General features: G+C 62.2%; 15 protein-coding genes, 5 tRNA genes and 1 pseudogene. 9 read left to right on the forward strand and 12 right to left on the reverse strand.

Annotated elements, in window-relative coordinates:
- Positions 1-49 precede the first annotated feature (49 nt).
- The 3 genes from ABNP46_RS09510 (at position 50) to ABNP46_RS09520 (ending at position 3,149) form a co-directional block, all read left to right on the forward strand.
- The gene (locus ABNP46_RS09510) at positions 50-1,093 is read left to right on the forward strand and encodes a sensor domain-containing diguanylate cyclase (RefSeq protein WP_349922145.1); all 1,044 of its coding nucleotides are present in this window, start codon (positions 50-52) and stop codon (positions 1,091-1,093) included.
- Between the two features lie 166 nt (positions 1,094-1,259).
- The gene (gene nfo, locus ABNP46_RS09515) at positions 1,260-2,105 is read left to right on the forward strand and encodes a deoxyribonuclease IV (RefSeq protein WP_349922146.1); all 846 of its coding nucleotides are present in this window, start codon (positions 1,260-1,262) and stop codon (positions 2,103-2,105) included.
- 45 nt (positions 2,106-2,150) lie between these two features.
- Complete coding sequence (locus ABNP46_RS09520; protein ID WP_349922147.1) at positions 2,151-3,149, forward strand: Gfo/Idh/MocA family protein; 999 nt, start codon at positions 2,151-2,153, stop codon at positions 3,147-3,149.
- Positions 3,150-3,270: 121 nt separating this feature from the next.
- Here ABNP46_RS09520 and ABNP46_RS09525 read toward each other — a convergent pair whose 3' ends face one another.
- Positions 3,271-4,194: a LysR substrate-binding domain-containing protein gene (locus tag ABNP46_RS09525; RefSeq protein ID WP_349922148.1), complete on the reverse strand. Its 924-nt coding sequence runs from the start codon at positions 4,192-4,194 to the stop codon at positions 3,271-3,273.
- A gap of 103 nt (positions 4,195-4,297) precedes the next feature.
- On the opposite strand from ABNP46_RS09525, the gene ABNP46_RS09530 reads away from it, so the two are divergent.
- The 4 genes from ABNP46_RS09530 (at position 4,298) to ABNP46_RS09545 (ending at position 8,743) form a co-directional block, all read left to right on the forward strand.
- The gene (locus ABNP46_RS09530) at positions 4,298-5,278 is read left to right on the forward strand and encodes a TDT family transporter (protein WP_349922149.1); all 981 of its coding nucleotides are present in this window, start codon (positions 4,298-4,300) and stop codon (positions 5,276-5,278) included.
- 233 nt (positions 5,279-5,511) lie between these two features.
- Positions 5,512-6,501: a lipid A biosynthesis (KDO)2-(lauroyl)-lipid IVA acyltransferase gene (locus ABNP46_RS09535; protein ID WP_349922150.1), complete on the forward strand. Its 990-nt coding sequence runs from the start codon at positions 5,512-5,514 to the stop codon at positions 6,499-6,501.
- Positions 6,502-6,653: 152 nt separating this feature from the next.
- Positions 6,654-7,649, forward strand: coding sequence for a lauroyl-Kdo(2)-lipid IV(A) myristoyltransferase (locus tag ABNP46_RS09540; protein ID WP_349922151.1), 996 nt, complete (start codon positions 6,654-6,656; stop codon positions 7,647-7,649).
- A gap of 233 nt (positions 7,650-7,882) precedes the next feature.
- Positions 7,883-8,743, forward strand: a complete 861-nt coding sequence (locus tag ABNP46_RS09545; protein ID WP_349922152.1) for a PA4780 family RIO1-like protein kinase — start codon at positions 7,883-7,885, stop codon at positions 8,741-8,743.
- An 83-nt stretch (positions 8,744-8,826) separates the two neighbouring features.
- On the opposite strand, the gene ABNP46_RS09550 is transcribed toward ABNP46_RS09545, so the two are convergent.
- Together ABNP46_RS09550 and ABNP46_RS09555 are read right to left on the reverse strand one after the other, a co-directional pair.
- Positions 8,827-9,711 carry a pirin family protein gene (locus ABNP46_RS09550; RefSeq protein ID WP_349922153.1) on the reverse strand — a complete coding sequence of 295 codons (885 nt, stop codon included), beginning with the start codon at positions 9,709-9,711 and terminating at the stop codon, positions 8,827-8,829.
- A gap of 48 nt (positions 9,712-9,759) precedes the next feature.
- Positions 9,760-10,425 carry a hypothetical protein gene (locus ABNP46_RS09555; RefSeq protein ID WP_349922154.1) on the reverse strand — a complete coding sequence of 222 codons (666 nt, stop codon included), beginning with the start codon at positions 10,423-10,425 and terminating at the stop codon, positions 9,760-9,762.
- Between the two features lie 165 nt (positions 10,426-10,590).
- On the opposite strand from ABNP46_RS09555, the gene ABNP46_RS09560 reads away from it, so the two are divergent.
- Positions 10,591-13,023, forward strand: coding sequence for a DNA polymerase II (locus tag ABNP46_RS09560; RefSeq protein WP_349922155.1), 2,433 nt, complete (start codon positions 10,591-10,593; stop codon positions 13,021-13,023).
- A 192-nt stretch (positions 13,024-13,215) separates the two neighbouring features.
- Here the strand turns inward: ABNP46_RS09560 and ABNP46_RS09565 are convergent.
- The 7 genes from ABNP46_RS09565 to ABNP46_RS09595 all read right to left on the reverse strand — a co-directional run bounded on the left by ABNP46_RS09565 (position 13,216) and on the right by ABNP46_RS09595 (position 15,634).
- Positions 13,216-13,292 (reverse strand) — tRNA-Val (locus ABNP46_RS09565).
- 33 nt (positions 13,293-13,325) lie between these two features.
- Positions 13,326-13,402 (reverse strand) — tRNA-Val (locus tag ABNP46_RS09570).
- A 57-nt stretch (positions 13,403-13,459) separates the two neighbouring features.
- Positions 13,460-13,536: transfer RNA gene (locus ABNP46_RS09575), tRNA-Val, on the reverse strand.
- Positions 13,537-13,557: 21 nt separating this feature from the next.
- A tRNA-Val gene (locus ABNP46_RS09580) sits at positions 13,558-13,634 on the reverse strand.
- 16 nt (positions 13,635-13,650) lie between these two features.
- Positions 13,651-13,727, reverse strand: a tRNA-Val gene (locus ABNP46_RS09585).
- A 173-nt stretch (positions 13,728-13,900) separates the two neighbouring features.
- Positions 13,901-15,280, reverse strand: a complete 1,380-nt coding sequence (locus tag ABNP46_RS09590) for an MATE family efflux transporter (protein WP_349922156.1) — start codon at positions 15,278-15,280, stop codon at positions 13,901-13,903.
- A gap of 147 nt (positions 15,281-15,427) precedes the next feature.
- A complete protein-coding gene (locus ABNP46_RS09595; protein ID WP_349922157.1) occupies positions 15,428-15,634 on the reverse strand; it encodes a YaeP family protein in 207 nt (68 codons plus the stop codon).
- A gap of 137 nt (positions 15,635-15,771) precedes the next feature.
- Between ABNP46_RS09595 and ABNP46_RS09600 the strand changes: the two genes are divergently transcribed.
- Positions 15,772-16,383, forward strand: coding sequence for a riboflavin synthase subunit alpha (locus ABNP46_RS09600; RefSeq protein WP_349922158.1), 612 nt, complete (start codon positions 15,772-15,774; stop codon positions 16,381-16,383).
- A 140-nt stretch (positions 16,384-16,523) separates the two neighbouring features.
- Here the strand turns inward: ABNP46_RS09600 and ABNP46_RS09605 are convergent, their stop codons facing one another.
- Positions 16,524-16,727, reverse strand: coding sequence for a CPXCG motif-containing cysteine-rich protein (locus ABNP46_RS09605; RefSeq protein WP_042023780.1), 204 nt, complete (start codon positions 16,725-16,727; stop codon positions 16,524-16,526).
- Between the two features lie 407 nt (positions 16,728-17,134).
- Positions 17,135-17,257, reverse strand: a pseudogene (locus ABNP46_RS09615) (hexitol phosphatase HxpB); the annotation flags it as partial.
- Positions 17,258-17,270 lie beyond the last annotated feature (13 nt).

The following is a 17,270-nucleotide window of genomic DNA, read 5'->3' on the forward strand; positions in this document are numbered from 1 at the left end:
GGCGTGGCAAGGGCCCACCGCAGAGTGCAGGGCGTTGTGTGAGGTATATATGCATCATGATGAGCGAGTATTTGACCCCGATTTTCTATCTCATGCCGATCCCGGCAAGAAAATAACCCTGCCCATTGCCTTTATTCAGGATCTGACACAAGCCGTCTCCCTTCAGGATGTGTTGAATGTGATGGCAAACTGGATATTTCATATTTTCTCTGCCGAACGCGCCAGTATTACCATCAAAGAGAATGAGACATCACTGCGGCTATATGCCGTGATGGGAAATAATGCCATCCCCATGGAGTCATTGGTTCCAATACAAGGCACTATGGTGGGGAGGGTATTTTCAACCGGCGTGTTGCGGATCTGCGATGATTTGGGCAGCGCCGCTGACCTTGACTGTAAAATATTGTCCCAGCACGGGATGGGCAGCTGCATGGATGCCCCCATGATACAGGGCAAGACCTGCATCGGCACCTTGAATGTCGCGCACCACCAGCCGTCATATTACAGCCTCGAACATGCCATCATATTGCAATGTCTGGCGAACTGGTTGGCACTGAATATCCAGTTGCATCTCAAAGTGACCGAGATGGAGCTGCAGGCATCGACAGATTATTTGACGGAGACAGCGAATCGGCGGGCTTTCATGCATGAAGGGGAGCGCAGATTGATCCTCTCCCGGCTGGCAGAGATACCGCTTGCCATCGGTATATTGGATCTGGATCACTTTAAAAACCTGAACGATAAATATGGGCATGATGCCGGCGACTATGTCTTGAAAGAGGTCGCGAGCGTCATCAAGACAATAATAAGAAAAGAGGATATCTTTGCCCGTATTGGCGGGGAAGAGTTTGCCATCATTATTTCAGGCAGCCAGCCTGATATCTGCCAGTTGATATTAAATGATATTCGCACCCTGATTGAAACGCACCCCATCACCTATGAGGGCAATACCATCAGGTTGACCGGCAGCATCGGCTTTTCACACCTGTCGGCGCAAGACACCGAGCTCAGCGCCATCCTGAAGCGAGCCGATGGCGCCTTGTATGCGGCCAAACGCAATGGCCGCAACCGGGTTGAATGCCACCCCGGATAGCTAACCCGGAGATGGCGGGCATGACGCGGGTTGCCCATGGCCACATCGTCGTGCCAGTCATGCAAGGGAGGCGCCTGTGGGCGCCTTTTCTATGGCGGCCATCGAAGATCCCGGTTTGGCGCGCGGACCGGGCTTGGGCATAATGGCGCCCCAAAGAGGAGATCCTATGAAATTTATCGGTGCCCATGTCAGTGCGGCCGGCGGGGTGGAGAATTGCATCGCCCGTGCCCAGGCTATCGGAGCCAACGCCTTCGCCCTGTTCACCAAGAATCAGCGCCAGTGGCAGGCGGCGCCGCTGTCTGACGCCAGCATCCGCGCCTTCAAGTCCGCCTGCGAGAAGGCGGGTTTTCGCCCCGAGCAGATCCTGCCCCACGACAGCTACCTCATCAACCTGGGGCACCCGGATCCCGACGGCCTCGCCAAATCCCGGGATGCCTTCCTCGATGAGATGAAGCGCTGCGAACAGCTCGGGCTCTGCTACCTCAACTTCCACCCCGGCAGCCACTTGAAGCAGATCCCGGAGGCCGCCAGCCTGAAACTGGTGAGCGAGTCCATCAACTGGGCGCTGGAGCGCAGCCAAGGGGTGAGCGCCATCATCGAAAACACCGCCGGTCAGGGAACCAACCTGGGCTGGTCGTTCGAACACCTCGCCACCATCATCGAGGGGGTGGAGGACAAGAGCCGGGTCGGGGTCTGTTTCGACACCTGCCACGCCTTCGCCGCCGGTTACGATCTGCGCAGCGCTGAGAGCTGCGCCCAGGTCTTCGCCGATTTCGATCGCATCGTCGGCTTTGAATACCTCAAGGGGATGCATATCAACGGTGCCAAGTGTACCTTCGGTAGCCGGGTGGATCGCCACCACAGCCTGCAACAGGGCAACCTCGGTGAGGCGGTGTTCCACCACATCATGAACGACGACCGCTTTGACAACATCCCCCTCATCCTCGAGACCATCGACGAGTCCATCTGGGGAGATGAAATTAGTTGGCTGCGCAGCCTGGCCAAGGCGTAAGAGCGCCAGGTGGGGCAAGAGCGCCGAGCATTATCAGGAGATCAGATGCAAGCAGAGGGAAAGGCAGCGCCACTGCGCTGGGGAATTGCCGGCGCCGGTGCCATCGCCCGGCGTTTTTGCCGTGACGTCAACCAGCACGCCAGCCTGGGGCGGGTGGTGGCCATCGCCGCCCGGGATCAGGCGCGGGCCGACAGCTTTGCGGCCGAGCAGGGCCTGCCGCATGCCTTTGGCAGTTATCAGGCCCTGGCCCTGAGCCCCGAGGTGGACGCCGTCTATGTGGCGGTGATCCACCCACAGCATGCCCCCCTCATCAGGGAGATGCTGCTGGCAGGCAAGCACGTGCTGGTGGAAAAACCTGCCGTCACCCGTGTTGATGATTGGGATGAACTGGTCGCGCTCGCCCGGCAGCATAAGGTGCTGCTGCTCGAAGCCATGAAGGTGATGTGCTTCCCCGCCATGCGCACCCTGCTTTCGCGCCTGCCCGCGCTGCCGGGCCCCCTCTCCCTGCGGGCGGCATTCGGCTCGGCCCCGCCCCGGGAGGGCAAGCTGTTCGATCCCGCCCTGGACGGGGGAGCCGCTTGGGATGTGGGGGTCTATCCCCTCTGGCTCTATGCCGCCTTCTGCCGGCAGTTGGGGTTGGCAGCGGGCGCTCCCGAGGTGCAGTTGCAGCGAGCGCCAGGGGAGGTGGACCTGAGCGCCCGCTTTGTCTTCGGCGGGGCGCTGGATGCCGAGCTGGGAGCCTCCATCGTGGAGGATCTCGACAAGGCGGCCTCGCTCACGGGCGCTGGCTGGACACTGGTGATCGAGGGCAAATGGTGGAATCCCCAAAGGGTGTGCCTGCAGGGGGAAGTGCCGCCCATCTCCTGGCCCCAGGATATCGTCCAGCCGGTGGAGGGGGGCGGCATGCAGCACGAGGCGGATCACTTCGCCCGCTGCGTGCAGGATGGCCTGCTGGACTCTCCCTGGCTGCCCCAGGCCCTGACCCGGCAGGTGCTGGGCTGGGTCGAGGCCGGGTTGGCACCCGCTCGTCCAGCAGAGACGTGATCACTCACGAGGATGTTGTCTTGATCAACAGAGGGCGCCGCGGCGCCCTCTATCATTGGGTCATCACTCTCACATCAGGCTGGCTCTTCGCTGCCCTTGTCATCGAGCGTCGTGCTGCGCCTCAGGCCGGTGTATCGCCGTCCTCATTGCCCGAGTGAAGCCCTGTGAGTGGCTGGGTACGGCAAAAGGAGAGGAAGCGGCGCAGGGTGGCGGAGTGATATTTCTGTTTGTGCCAGACGAGGAAGAGCTGGCGCGGGAAGCGGCGGCTGGGGGTGAGGGCCACCAGGCGGCCACTCGCGAGCCTGTCCGCCACCGCCAATCGGGAGATGAAGGAGAGGCCCAGACCCTGTTCCACCGCCAGCATCACCGCCTCCAGGGTGTTGAGTTCAAGCCCCGCCTGCCAACGTGGCAATCTGGGTTGAAGCTGCTGCTCGAACTGCTCCCGGCTGCCGGATTGGGGTTCGCGCAGTACCCAGGTCTCGCCGGCGAGCTGACTGAGGGGCAGCTCGAGACGCCCGGCCAGGGGGTGATCGGGAGGGGCGATGATCAGCATCTCGTCCTCGAGCCAGGGTTCGCTTAACAGCTCGGGATGATGGTTCTCCCCTTCGATGAGGGCGAGATCCAGTTCGAAGTGGGCGAGGGCGTGACACAGCAGATGGGTATTGGCGATGTTGATCCGGGGCGGCTGCCCCAGCTCCTTGACGCTGTGCGCCAGCAGGGTGGGCAGCAGATAGTTGCCTATGGTCTGGCTGGCCCCCAGGCGCAGCTGGCTGCCGGGCTCGGCGTCGGGGCTGAACAACTGCTCTATCTCCTGCATCCGGGTCAGCAGCTCCTCGGCGGCGGGTTGCAGCAAGAGCCCCTCGCTGTTGAGCTGCAACCTGGGATGAACCCTGTCAAACAGCGGGGTCGAGAGCTGGCGCTCGAGTTCCTGCAACGACTGGGAGACGGCGCCTTTGCTGAGGCAAAGCTCGTTCGCCGCCGACCCCAGATTGCCGTGGCGGGCGATAGTGGCAAACACCTTGAGTTGTTGCAGCGTGAGCTTCATGTTGTTTAGTTTTCCTTAACGCTTGATTCAATTCATTTAGATATCGTAAACGATACGTCCCCTTTATCCTATGGCCATCGTCATCAAGAAGAGGATGTCCACCATGATCGCACGTACCCGTCGTTCTCTGGCTGCCGCCCCGACCCCCATGGCCGGGCTGGCTCTCGGGATCGCCAGCCTCGGCTGGTGCTGGGAAAATGCCGGTCAATTCGATGGTCGCCTGCAACTGCTGGGGGCTGCCATCGCCGCCGTGCTGCTCCTTATCCTCACCGGCAAGTTCCTGCTGCATCCGCGTCTGCTGTGGCAGGATCTCGCCCACCCCGTGGTCGGCAGCGTGGTGCCCACCTATGCCATGGCCACCATGGTGGTCTCCAAGGCCATCGGCCAATTGGCTCCGGCCTTGGGGCAGGGGCTATGGCTGTTCGCCGTGGTGCTGCACCTATTGTTCCTCGCCGCCTTTGTCTGGCACCGGGCCAAGGAGTTCGAGATCCATCACATGGTGCCGAGCTGGTTCGTGCCGCCGGTGGGGATCATCGTCGCCGACGTCGCCTATCCGGGCGGCCCTTTCGCCGCGCTGGCCAACGGCCTGCTCTGGTTCGGCCTGATTTGCTATGGCCTGATGCTGCCGCTGATGCTCTATCGCCTCATCTTCAGCCACGAGGTGCCGGACGCCGCCAAGCCGACCATCGCCATCCTGGCCGCGCCCGCCAGCCTGTCACTGGCCGGTTATCTGACCGTGACCGGCGAGCCCTCCCTGCTGCTGGTGGCCGTGCTGCTCGGGATCGCCGTGCTGATGACGGGGATCATCTATCTCTCCCTGTTCAAGCTGCTGCGTCTGCCGTTTTCTCCGGGCTTTGCCGCTTTCACCTTCCCCCTGGTGATCGGTGCCACCGCCCTGTACAAGGTCAGTCAGCTGCTGTCGCAGTGGCCTGAGGCGGCGCACTATGTGGAGCAGCTCCATCTGCTGGCCAATCTGGAGCTCGCCGTGGCAACCCTGGTGGTCACCTATGTGGCCCTGCGTTACCTGATGGCCTGCTTGCCACTGACACAGAGCCTGGCGCAGCGCACGCCCGCTCACCGTTAAGGCGCCACGCTTCTGCACTATGCCCAACACACCCCGCCTCGCGGGGTGTGTTGTTTTTCGTCGGGATGGTGGGATATGCATGAAGCTCATGGCCGGGCAATCCGGCGGCTTTATATTTGTCAATCCGTGAAATGGCTTAAATAGTCGTTGATTCAGCCAAGATTAAGGTGGTGTTCACTGGTATTACCTGTCACGATGACCGCCAATGCTGTTCTCTATCAATTGACCTATCCATGTCCTCCCAAGATCCCGTATTTGATTGCTCGTTTCAGTCCCGTTTGCTACGCCCCCGCTACTGGCCAAGCTGGCTCGCCCTCGGGGTGCTCGGCGTGTTCGCCTATGTGCCGCCCCGCTGGCGTGACAAGCTGGCCGATGCGCTGGCACCCCTGGTGCTCAGGTTCTCCAAGAAGCAGATCTATATTGCCCGCACCAACCTCGCCATCTGTTTCAAGGACAAGAGCGAGGCGGAGCGGGAAGCCCTGCTGATGACCTCCATCCGGGTCGGCCTCAAGAGCCTGCTGGGGTTTGGGGAGTTCACCTGGCGCAGCCCCGCACACCTGATGAAGCGCATCCAGGTCAGCGGCTGGGAACATATCGAAGCCGAGCAGGCGGCCGGGCGGCCGGTGATCCTGGTGGTTCCCCACAGCTGGCCCATCGATGCGGCGGGTTACTACTTCTCCCGCCAGGGCCTGAACATGTGCACCATGATGAAGAGCGCCCGCAATCCGGTGTTCGACTGGCACATCAACCGCGAGCGTGCCAAGAACGGCTGCCGTGTCTATGAGCGCAGTGCCGGCATCAAGCCGGTGATCAAGGCGGTCAAGTCCGGCCTGAGCTTCTTCTATCTGCCGGATCAGGATCATGGTCGCGAGGCGAGCATCTTCGCCCCCTTCTTCAACTACCCCAAGGCGACCCTGCCGGCCCTGCCGCGTCTGGTGAAGCTGACCGGTGCCAAGGCGGTGCCCGTGCTGGCCTGTTACGATGAGGCGGCCCACGGCTACCGACTGGAGATCGATGCCCCCTTTGCCGATTACCCGACCAACGATCTGCTGGCCGATACCTGTGCCATGAACGATAGCGTGGAGCGCCAGCTGACCCGCCACCCGGGTCAGTACATGTGGTTCCTCAAGATCTTCGATACCCGTGAAGATCAGGAAGGGGAAGACGGCCTCTATGAGGAGGGGATCAAGCGCATTCGACGGGGCTTGTCTCCCACTCCCTGAACCTTGGCTGAATAGCCTGCTGAAGATGGCCCCATGTGGGCCATTTTTTGTTTCTAACTAGTCGGATCAGTGACTTGGAGAGGGACTCTGGCGGGCTCAGGGTAGAAAAAACTGTCAGGATCACTAAAATAACGGTCTGTTTTGACGATTCGATGGCGACCATGTCCGCACAAGATCCGGTGTTCGACACCTCATTTCATCCCCGTCTGCTGCATCCCAAATGGTGGGGCAGCTGGCTGGCCCTCGGTCTGCTCTCCGGGCTCGCCTGGACACCGGCAAGGCTGCGCGACAGGCTGGCCGACGGCATGGCGCCCCTGCTGCTGCGCTACTCGAAGAAACAGGCCTATATCGCCGAGACCAACATCAAGATCTGCTTCCCCGAGCTCGACGAGGCCGGGCGCGAGGCGCTGCTGCTCAAGTCCATTCGCACCGGTCTCAAGACCTTCATGGGCTTTGGCGAGATGACTTGGCGCAGCAAGGCGTACCTGAAAGGGCGCATGAAGGTGCGTGGCTGGGAACACATCGAAGCCGAGCGTGCCGCCGGTCGCCCCATGATCTTCGTGGTGCCCCACACCTGGGCGGTGGACACCATAGGCCGCTTCATCACGGACGAGGGGGTTCCCCTGTGCACCATGATGAAGAGCCCCAAGGATGCGGTATTCGACTGGTACATCAACCGCGAACGCAGCAAGGGAGGGCGCGTCTATGAGCGCAGCGTCGGCATCAAGCCGGCCATCAAGGCCCTGCGCTCGGGGGACAGCTTCTTCTACCTGCCGGATCAGGATCACGGCCGGGATGCCAGCCTCTTCGTGCCCTTCTTCAACCACCCCAAGGCGACCCTGCCGGCCCTGCCCAAGCTGGTGAAGCTGACCGGCGCCAGGGCCGTGCCGGTGCTGGCCTGCTATGACGAGGACGAGCACTGCTACCGGATGGAGATAGAGGCACCGTTCGACCCTTATCCTACCGAGGATCTGATGGCCGACGTCAATGCCATGAACCGCATGGTGGAGCGGCAACTCACCCGCTTCCCGGAGCAGTACATGTGGTTCCTCAAGATCTTCGAGACCCAGGAGGATAACGAGGGCAAGGACGGCCTCTACGAAGAGGGGATCAGGCGCATCCGCCAGGGGCTGCCCCCCGACGCCTGACTCATCTTCACGGCCCCTCGCGGGCCGTTTTGCATGATGTGGCCCGGGATTTGCCTCACGTCTTATAGGGGACGCGCCGGGGCCAGGCACCTTACGAGATGAGGTGCGACAAGGTCTGGATGTCAGGCTCTTGATGGGGGATGGCGAGCGGTGTCGGCTCGCGTTATCTTGCCAGAGGAGAATGAGATGCAAACAGAGTGCAAACAAGGTGCAAATAAGGTAAAAGGGCGGTCATGAAAATTCCAAATCGAATCCAACCTCTGGTTGATGACGGCCTGGTCGACGATGTCATCAGCCGGCTGATGAGCGGCAAAGAGGCCGACGTCTATGTGGTGCGCTGCGGCGACGAAATCCGCTGCGCCAAAGTCTATAAAGAGGCGGCCAAGCGCAGCTTCAAGCAGGCGGTGGTCTATCAGGAAGGGCGCAAGGTGCGGGGCAGTCGCGACGCCCGCGCCATGGAGAAGGGCTCAAAATACGGCCGCAAGCAGCACGAAGAGGTGTGGCAGAACACCGAGGTGGACGCCCTGTTCAAGCTGGCAGCCGCCAATGTGCGGGTACCCAGACCCTATGTCTGCCTGGACGGCGTCCTGCTGATGGAACTCATCACCGATGAGGATGGCAATGTGGCGCCGCGGCTCAACGATGTGGCCCTCACCCCGGAGCAGGCCCTCATCGATCATGGCAAGGTGATCCGCTACGTGGTGCGCATGCTCTGTGCCGGCCTCATTCACGGGGATCTCTCCGAGTTCAACGTGTTGGTGGATGCCGAGGGGCCCGTCATCATCGACCTGCCCCAGGTGGTGAATGCCGCCGCCAACAATCAGGCCAAGGCCATGCTGGAGCGCGACGTCAACAACATGCGCGCCTATTACGGCATGTATGCGCCAGAGTTGCTCAAGACCCGCTACGCCCGGGAGATGTGGGCGCTGTTCGAAGATGGCAAGCTCGGTCCGGAAACCGAGCTGACCGGCCTGTTCGAGGAGAGCACCGAAGCCATCGATCTCGACGCCGTGCTGCACGAGATCGAGAGTGCCCAGGAAGAGGCCATGGCGCGTCGTGCCCGCCTGCAGGCAGAGCAGGAAGAGGGGTTCTGATCCCGCTGCCACGTTGCTAATCATGCAAAAAGCAAAGAGCGCCGAGGGCGCTCTTTTCGTTGGTGTCTGCCATGGCGGCAGGCTCAGATCCCGGTCAGGGGCGGGGCGCTGAGACGGGGGCCGGTGTAGCCCACCACCTCCCCGAAGCGCGGATGGCCGCTCTCCCAGTCGGCGGCGGCGGTGCGAATGGCCTCCCTGTCAAAGCTCACGAAGTTCCACCAGATCTGCAGCGCCTGGGCCAGAGGCTCGCCACCTATCACCAGCACCCTGGCCCCCGGGGCCAGGGTCAGCTCGACCCGGGGCGTCCCGGGGGGCAGATAGAGCAACTCTTCGTGGGCGAAGGATTGGCCCGAGGCGGCGACCTCACCCTGCAGGGGCAGCAGGCCGTGCTCAAACTGGGGATCCAGGGGGAGGGAGAGGGTTGACTCAGTCTGTCCGTCGTTGTGCAGATCCAGCCCGATCAGGGGAGAGAAGCGCAGGGTGGGGGCCAGATGTCCGCCATGCTCGCCGATAAGCAGGGTCAGGGCTATCCCGTCCTCCTGCCAGCGAGGCAGGTCCGGGTAGTGATCGAAACGGGGCTGGGCATCCTGATGGGCTTCGGGCAGTGCTATCCAGAGTTGGGCGGCGTGCAGGTCGGGGTGGCCCGCCACCGACTCCTCGGTGTGGGCGATGCCGCGTCCGGCGGTCATCAGATTGACCTGCCCTGGCCGTATGATCTGCTCACTGCCGAGGCTGTCACGGTGCAATATCTCGCCAGACAGCATCCAGGTGAAGGTTTGCAGGGCAATGTGCGGGTGGGGGCCGACATTCATCCCCCTGGCGCCCGGGGCGAACCGGGTCGGCCCTATGTGGTCGAGAAAACACCAGGGCCCGATGGTGCGCCTCTCCTTGACCGGGATGGCGCGGGCGACCGGGATGCCCCCCACGTCCGTGATGCGGGAGGGGATGCGTTGCCACTGTTGTGTCATGGGGTGCTCCTTGCACTGGGGTGACGTGAAACGTGAAGTATGGGCGCACTATCGGCGGCGGATCCCCGGAAAGCTGCGCATGGGGGGCGCCATCCGGTGAGGCATGGCGGGGCGGGCGAGGGGGGGAGCCAGGTTGCTCGGCAGATGGGGTCTGAGCTCACCCTCGGGACGCGTTTGCGCGGGGGCCAGCAAGCCGCCTTCTGTCTGGGGCCGGCTGGTGGGGAGCAGGGCGCCGTGCTCGCCTCCTGCACTGCGATCCAGTCCGGCGCGGGCGGCCCTCTCATCCAGCGGAGAGTGGGGGGCGCGCTCGGGGTTGCTGACGCTCGGGCGCAGCTTGCTGTGTTCGCGCAGCGCCTCTTTTTGCTCCGGGGACATGGCATGCCAGCGGGTGGCGAAATCGCCCCGCAGGGCCGCGAGATCGGCACCCCCGTGGTTATCCTGCCAGTCGTGGAATTTGTCTTTGATCTCCTGCTGGCGATCCCCATCCAGCCCGCTCCACCACTTCTTGATGAGCTCGTCGAAATCCCCCTGATTGTCGCAGCACCAGGGGTAGTAGTGATCCCAGTAGTAGAAGTAGTCGTCATACCACCAGGGATAGGCGCCGTAGGCGCTGCCGTAATAGCCGGTGCCGACCCCCACGCCGACCGACGAGTTTGAAGAGCTGCAACCGGCGAGACCGGCGGCCAGCAGGGGAATGAGCAGGGAAATACGCATGGGGGCTCCGGCGATGGCTGATGATAACGTTAATATGCACCAATCCGCGGCCAGATGGCAGACGCGGGAGGAAAAGGGGAGCCTGCGCCCCTTGCACGGCATTTGCGGCAAGGTACTGTATGAACGTACAATAGGTTCATCCCAGACCCTGTTCCCTATGCCGTCATGAGTGTGACCCCAGCCCCCAGCCCCCTTCTTGCACCGGACCCGCCTCCCCAGGACGGTTTCATCCTGACCCGTCACGGGCGGGATGTGCGTGGGCGCAGCGGGGCAGGCTCGCACACCGAGATCGTGATGTGGCTCTGGAGCGCCCAGGGGCCGGTACGGCTGGTGGTGCCGGGACAGGAGCCGGTGTTCTTCCTGCCCGAGCGCCACATGCAGGAGGCGGCCGAGCTGTTCAAGGGATCCGGCGTGAGCGGCCGGTTTCGCCGGCTGCCCATGCATACCTTCGATGGCCGGGCCGTGGTGGGCTGCTATTTCTCCACCCTGAGCGCCTTTCATCGGGCCATCGAACTGCTGCTCATCCGTGGCCTCGAGCATTTTGAATCGGATATCCGGCTGCCGGAGCGCTACCTGATGGAGCGTTTCATCACCGCCGGCGTGCGCTTCGATGGCCGGGTGCTGAAGAAGGGGGGCAAGCAGGGCTATTGGGAGGTCAACGAGGCACGCTGTGCGCCTCAGGGGATGACCCCGGCGCTCTCCTGGGTGTCGCTGGACGTGGAGTGTGCCATGGACGGGGCGCTCTTCTCGGTGGGGCTCTATGGCGAGCAGGATGCGCGAGTCATCATGATCGGTGTGCCTGAGACGGACTCCAATAGCTGGGAGACCCCCATCGAGTGGGTGGCGGATGAGAATGCCCTGCTCGGTGCGCTGGAGGCCTGGTTCACCCGTCACGATCCGGATCTGGTGATCGGCTGGAACGTGGTCAACTTCGACTTTCGCCTGCTGCTGCGCCGGGCCGAACTCGGCGGGCGGCGACTGCGCCTCGGGCGAGGGCGTGAGCTCTGTTTCTGGCGCTCGTCGCGCAATGATCCCCAGAGCGGCAACGTCATCATCCCGGGTCGCATGGTGCTCGATGGCATCGACACCCTGAAAAGTGCGACCTGGCAGTTTGCGAGCTACAGCCTGGATTCGGTGGCGAGCGAGCTGCTGGGCCGTGGCAAGGACATCGAGGACGTGGCCAACCGGGGGGAGAAGATCACCGAGTTGTTCCACTCGGATAAAGAAGCGCTCGCCCGCTACAACCTGGAGGATTGCAAGCTGGTGTGGGAGATCTTCGATTTTTGCCACCTCATCCCCTTTGCCATCGAGCGGGCCTCCCTCACCGGTCTCGAACTCGACCGGGTGGGGGGCTCGGTGGCCGCCTTCACCAACCTCTATCTGCCGCGCTTGCACCGGGGCGGCTACGTGGCCCCGAATCTGCCCGCCGACGGCGGCCTCGCGAGCCCCGGCGGTTATGTGATGGACTCCAAGCCCGGCCTCTACCGCCACGTGCTGGTGCTGGATTTCAAGAGCCTCTATCCCAGCATCATCCGCACCTTCTGCATCGATCCCATGGGATTGATAGAGGGCCTGCAGCAACCCGATACCGCCGTGCCCGGTTTTCGCGGCGCCCTCTTCTCCCGCACCCGCCATTTTCTGCCCGACCTCATCGCCACCCTGTGGGCGGCGCGGGACAGGGCCAAGGCGGCGAAGAACAAGGCGCTCTCCCAGGCCATCAAGATCATCATGAACTCCTTCTACGGGGTGCTGGGTTCCGGCGGGTGCCGCTTCTACGATCCGCGTCTCGCGTCCTCCATCACCTTGCGCGGTCACGGCATCATGCAGCAGACCCGGGAGTGGATAGAGGGCGAGGGCTTCGAGGTGATCTACGGGGACACCGACTCCACCTTCGTCCACCTGGGGCGGGCAGTCAGTGCCGAGGAGGCGGACGAGATAGGTCGCAAGCTGGCCACCATGATCAACGCCAACTGGACGACGCTGATCAAGCGTGAGTTCGACTTGCCCTGTTACCTCGAGATCGAATACGAGACTCACTACCGCCGCTTCCTCATGCCCACCATTCGCGGACTGGATAAGGGCAGCAAGAAGCGCTATGCCGGCCTGGTGGGCGAGGGCGGAGAGGAACAGCTGGTGTTCAAGGGGCTCGAATCCGTGCGCACCGACTGGACAATCCTGGCCAAGCAGTTCCAGACCCGGCTCTATGAACTGGTGTTTCACGATGCGGATCCCAGTGGCTATGTACGCACCATGGTGGACGAGACCCGGGCCGGCCTGTACGACGATCTACTGGTCTATCGCAAGCGGCTGCGGCAAAAGCTGGAGGAGTACCAGAAGAATGTGCCCCCCCACGTGCGCGCGGCACGCTTGGCGGACGAGGAGAACCTGCGCCGGGGTCGGCCCCAGCGCTACCAGCACAGGGGTACCATCGCCTACCTGGTGACCATGAACGGGCCCGAGCCGCTGGAATATCGGCGCAGTGCCATCGACTATGAGCACTACATCGACAAGCAGCTCAAACCCATCGCCGATGCCATCCTGCCCTTCATCGGCGAGTCGTTCGAGCGGATCTGCGGCCAGCAGCTGGATCTCTTCTAGCCCCAAGAGGCAGTAGGAGTAAAAGCTGCTGCTGTGCAAAGAAAAAGAATAAACAGGAAGATGTGGGGAGCGCAGTGGTGATAACGACGTCGGGGGAGGCGAGGTCATGCCGGTACAAACCCGTTTTCCTCTCCAGAGAATTGCCGAAAGCTGAAATGCAAAAAGCCCGCTGTGAAGCGGGCTTTTTAAATCTGGTGCGTCCTAGTGGATTCGAACCACCGACCCCCACCATGTCAAGGTGGTGCTCTAACCAGCTGAGCTAAGGACGCAGGGTGCGCTGTGCGACTTTGATTGCAGGGAAGTGGTGGGTTTAATTGGATTCGAACCAACGACCCCTACCATGTCAAGGTAGTGCTCTAACCAACTGAGCTATAAACCCACATCGTTCCGTGCTGCTATCCCCGTGATGGAGCAGATGTACTCATTCACGGCAATATGGTGCGTCCTAGTGGATTCGAACCACCGACCCCCACCATGTCAAGGTGGTGCTCTAACCAGCTGAGCTAAGGACGCAAATTCTGTGTTGTATCGTGATGGTGCGTCCTAGTGGATTCGAACCACCGACCCCCACCATGTCAAGGTGGTGCTCTAACCAGCTGAGCTAAGGACGCATCACGAACAGATAAGTGGTGGGTTTAATTGGATTCGAACCAACGACCCCTACCATGTCAAGGTAGTGCTCTAACCAACTGAGCTATAAACCCACTTCAACAACGCCAGCATTGCTGGCGTGGTCGGCATACTACCCATGGCCCCCAAGGCTGTCAACAAGGGACATGCACAAAGGAGACTGTTTGCCCAGTTCTTGCGCAGCCTGTTGATTTTGCAGGCGAGCCGCCTGGAAAGCGCGGCTCGCGATGCTGCTCATCGGCCTCGATCACTGGGCCCGGGAGAGGGCGGTGCAGGCCTCGGGGCTGGCGAAGCGGCCATAGATGATGCGCAGGCGAGCCCCCAGCATCAGGGCGGCGCCGGTCAGGCCGACGATGAAGCCGACCCAGAAGCCTTGCGGGCCCATACGCGGCACCACCCAGTCGGTCAGCCCCAGGATCATGCCGGTGGGCAGCCCCATGCCCCAGTAGGCGACGATGGTGATGTAGAAGATGGCCTGGGTGTCCTTGTAACCGCGCAGGGCCGCGGCGGCCACCACCTGTACCGAGTCGGAGATCTGGTAGATGGCAGCAAAGAACAGCAGGATCGCCGCCAGGGCGATTACCTGCTGATCATCGGTGTAGATCCCCGCGATATGTTCGCGCAGCAGTACTGTAATGGCGGCGGTGCCGGCGGCGACCGCCATCCCCAGCATCAGGCCGGTGCGGGCGGCGACCCGGGCATGATCCGGCCGGCCTTCGCCGATGTTGTGGCCGACCCGGATGGTGACCCCCACCCCGATGGACAGGGGCAGCATGAACACCAGGCTCGAGAAGTTCAGCGCTATCTGGTGGCTCGCCACCGTCTCTGCGCCAAACGGCGCCAGCATCAGGGCCACCACGGTAAACAGGGTCACCTCGCAGAAGATGGCCATGGCGATGGGGAAGCCCAAGCGGAACAGACGCCAGAGCCGGCTGCCGTTGGGGCGGGCGAGCTGGGCGAACAGGTTGATCTTCTTGAAATGGGAGGAGAATTTCACATAGACGATCATCGCCAGCAGCATGGCCCAGAGCACGATGGCGGTGGCCACGCCGCAACCCACGCCACCGAGCTTGGGCATGCCGAAGTGGCCATGGATGAAGATGTAGTTCGCCGGAATATTGACCGCGAGCCCCACGAAGCCGATCACCATGGTGGGCATGGTGTGGGAGAGCCCCTCGCTGAAGTTGCGCAGCACCTGGAACAGCACGAAGGCGGGCAGGCCCCAGAGAATGGCATGCAGATAGCCGGCGGTCTTGGCGGCCATCACGGGATCCACGTCCATGAATTGCAGCGCCAGCGGACTGAAATAGAGGGCCACCATGGCGATGGGGGTCACCATCAGCGCCAGCCAGAAGCCCTGGTGTACGGCCGGGCGGATCTCGTCCCGTTTACGGGCGCCGTTGAGCTGGGAGACGATGGGGGTGAGGGCCATGATGATGCCCTGAACCAGCAAGATGATCGGCAGCCAGAAACTGGAGGCCACCGACACTGCGGCGAGATCCACGGCGCTGACCTGTCCCGCCATCACGGTATCGACAAAGTTCATGGCGATCTGGGCCACCTGGGCGACCAGAATGGGGCTGGCAAGACGAACGAGTTGTTTCGCCTCGGACCAATAACGTTGCACTGACACCTCCGAGTGGATCAGATAATAGGGAAAGAACGGGTAATTGAGAGGAGCTTTTGCCTCCCCGGAGCCGGGGAGACAAAGAGCGGGGGTGTCATTCTAGCCTGAAAAACCGCCGACGGGAAAGCGCTGACGGGGATGCCGGGATCAGGCGTCCTCGTGATCGCTGATCAGCAGGTTGGCGGCGGCGTAAGCGGCCTGCTCGCGCAGATCACTGGGCACCCGCTCGTCACCGGCCACGGCGTTGAGGGCGCGAATGGTGGCGGCGATGGCGTTCGGCACATAACCCTGCTCCCCCGAGCCAATCTGGTTATAGGCGATGCGAATGGCTTCACAGCATTGATATACCTGCATATTTACTTCCTTTGATAGCCGGGTCTGACTGTCGTCACTATAGCGATCGTCGCCCGCCTTGTCAGCCGCTGCGCTTGTCTTGCGAAATGGTGGGGGTTAACCTGCCAGCAATTTTTTGGACAAGCAGGAGACGAGACATGTTCACCGGCATAGTACAGGGCACCGCCGAACTGGTGGCCTTCACCGAACAGCCCAATTTTCGCACCCACGTGATCCGCATGCCGGGCCCGGCCTGGGGAGAGGGGCTGGCGCTCGGCGCCTCCGTCGCCCACAACGGCTGCTGCCTGACCGTGACCCGGATCGACGGGGAACTGGTCAGCTTCGATCTGATGCAGGAGACCCTGCGCCTCACCAACCTGGGCGCGCTGAAGGTGGGGGACAAGGTGAACGTGGAGCGGGCGGCCCGCTTTGGCGACGAGATAGGCGGCCATGCCATGTCCGGCCACATCATGGGCACGGCGGATGTGATCTCGGTCATCGATACCCCGAACAACCGTCAGGTGTGGTATCGCCAGGCCCCCGAGCTCATGAAATACGTGCTGACCAAGGGTTACATCGGCATCGACGGCATCAGCCTGACTGTCGGCGAGGTGCGGGAGCATGAATTCTGCGTCAACCTCATTCCCGAGACCCTGGCCCGTACCAACCTGGGCTGGGTCAAGGCAGGCTGGCGCACCAACATCGAGATCGATCCCCAGACCCAGGCCATCGTCGACACGGTGGAGCGGGTGCTGGCGGCCCGCAGTTAATCCGACATCTCGTGATGGATGCTAAAAGGCCAGCAGATTGCTGGACTTTTTTACATTTTATAGATCGTTTATATCGTCAACTCTAAGTCAGGCAGTTCACGTCACTGCCTTGTGCAGGGTAACAACAACGCCCGGCGCCGTTAGAACAGCTGCTCGTCGTCCGCATCCACAAACAGCTGCAGGCAGTCGCGCACCTCGTCCCGGTGCAGCCGCAGGTGGATGGGGTTGCAGCAGGCCATGCAATCCTCGTAGAACTCCTGATCCCCCTGGCTGGCGTCCAGCTCGACCCGGGTGTGGTGGCCGCAGTGGGGGCAGACGATGCGCTTGCTGGTGTACTCGATCATGGTGACCTCCCGGGGCCGACTGGCCGCCTCTTTCCCCTGATTCTAGTCGGGGAGGGCAGAGGCATCCGCGAGCAAGCGCACGTTTAGGGAAAGGGGCCGCGGCGGCGGGCTTCGGGGGCAGACAGGCTTGCGCGGGGTTATCGCGAGGCTGGCCCCTTGTCATTCCTTACGTGGGCCGCAGGCGTTACCCCAGCGTATTGATTGGCGAGAGGAAAATAAGCAGCCCCGCCTGAGCGGGGCTGACCAACAGGGTCGGCAAGGTCAGATGACTCAGGCTATCCAGCGTTCCAGCATGTCGCCATTCAGCTCGGCCAGTGAGCGGAGCTCGTGATCGGCGATGGCGAGACGGGGATCGCCGACCAGGGCGGGGTGGATGGGAACGATCAGCGCCTTGTTATCCGGCTGACTCAGGCTATCCAGCGTTCCAGCATGCCACCATTCAGCTCGGCCAGGGAGCGGAGCTCGTGATCGGCGATGGCGAGGCGGGGATCGCCGACCAGGGCGGGGTGCATGGGAACGATCAGCGCCTTGTTATCCGGCTGA

This window comes from Aeromonas veronii (assembly GCF_040215105.1).
In the GTDB taxonomy this organism is placed as follows: Bacteria; Pseudomonadota; Gammaproteobacteria; order Enterobacterales; family Aeromonadaceae; genus Aeromonas; species Aeromonas veronii_G.

Bases quoted from the DNA above. Each gene is read 5' to 3' on its own strand.
- ABNP46_RS09510 (WP_349922145.1), top strand. From the start codon at position 50: ATGCATCATGATGAGCGAGTATTTGACCCCGATTTTCTATCTCATGCC.
- nfo (WP_349922146.1), top strand. From the start codon at position 1,260: ATGAAATTTATCGGTGCCCATGTCAGTGCGGCCGGCGGGGTGGAGAAT.
- ABNP46_RS09520 (WP_349922147.1), top strand. From the start codon at position 2,151: ATGCAAGCAGAGGGAAAGGCAGCGCCACTGCGCTGGGGAATTGCCGGC.
- ABNP46_RS09525 (WP_349922148.1), bottom strand. From the start codon at position 4,194: ATGAAGCTCACGCTGCAACAACTCAAGGTGTTTGCCACTATCGCCCGC.
- ABNP46_RS09530 (WP_349922149.1), top strand. From the start codon at position 4,298: ATGATCGCACGTACCCGTCGTTCTCTGGCTGCCGCCCCGACCCCCATG.
- ABNP46_RS09535 (WP_349922150.1), top strand. From the start codon at position 5,512: ATGTCCTCCCAAGATCCCGTATTTGATTGCTCGTTTCAGTCCCGTTTG.
- ABNP46_RS09540 (WP_349922151.1), top strand. From the start codon at position 6,654: ATGGCGACCATGTCCGCACAAGATCCGGTGTTCGACACCTCATTTCAT.
- ABNP46_RS09545 (WP_349922152.1), top strand. From the start codon at position 7,883: ATGAAAATTCCAAATCGAATCCAACCTCTGGTTGATGACGGCCTGGTC.
- ABNP46_RS09550 (WP_349922153.1), bottom strand. From the start codon at position 9,711: ATGACACAACAGTGGCAACGCATCCCCTCCCGCATCACGGACGTGGGG.
- ABNP46_RS09555 (WP_349922154.1), bottom strand. From the start codon at position 10,425: ATGCGTATTTCCCTGCTCATTCCCCTGCTGGCCGCCGGTCTCGCCGGT.
- ABNP46_RS09560 (WP_349922155.1), top strand. From the start codon at position 10,591: ATGAGTGTGACCCCAGCCCCCAGCCCCCTTCTTGCACCGGACCCGCCT.
- ABNP46_RS09595 (WP_349922157.1), bottom strand. From the start codon at position 15,634: ATGCAGGTATATCAATGCTGTGAAGCCATTCGCATCGCCTATAACCAG.
- ABNP46_RS09600 (WP_349922158.1), top strand. From the start codon at position 15,772: ATGTTCACCGGCATAGTACAGGGCACCGCCGAACTGGTGGCCTTCACC.
- ABNP46_RS09605 (WP_042023780.1), bottom strand. From the start codon at position 16,727: ATGATCGAGTACACCAGCAAGCGCATCGTCTGCCCCCACTGCGGCCAC.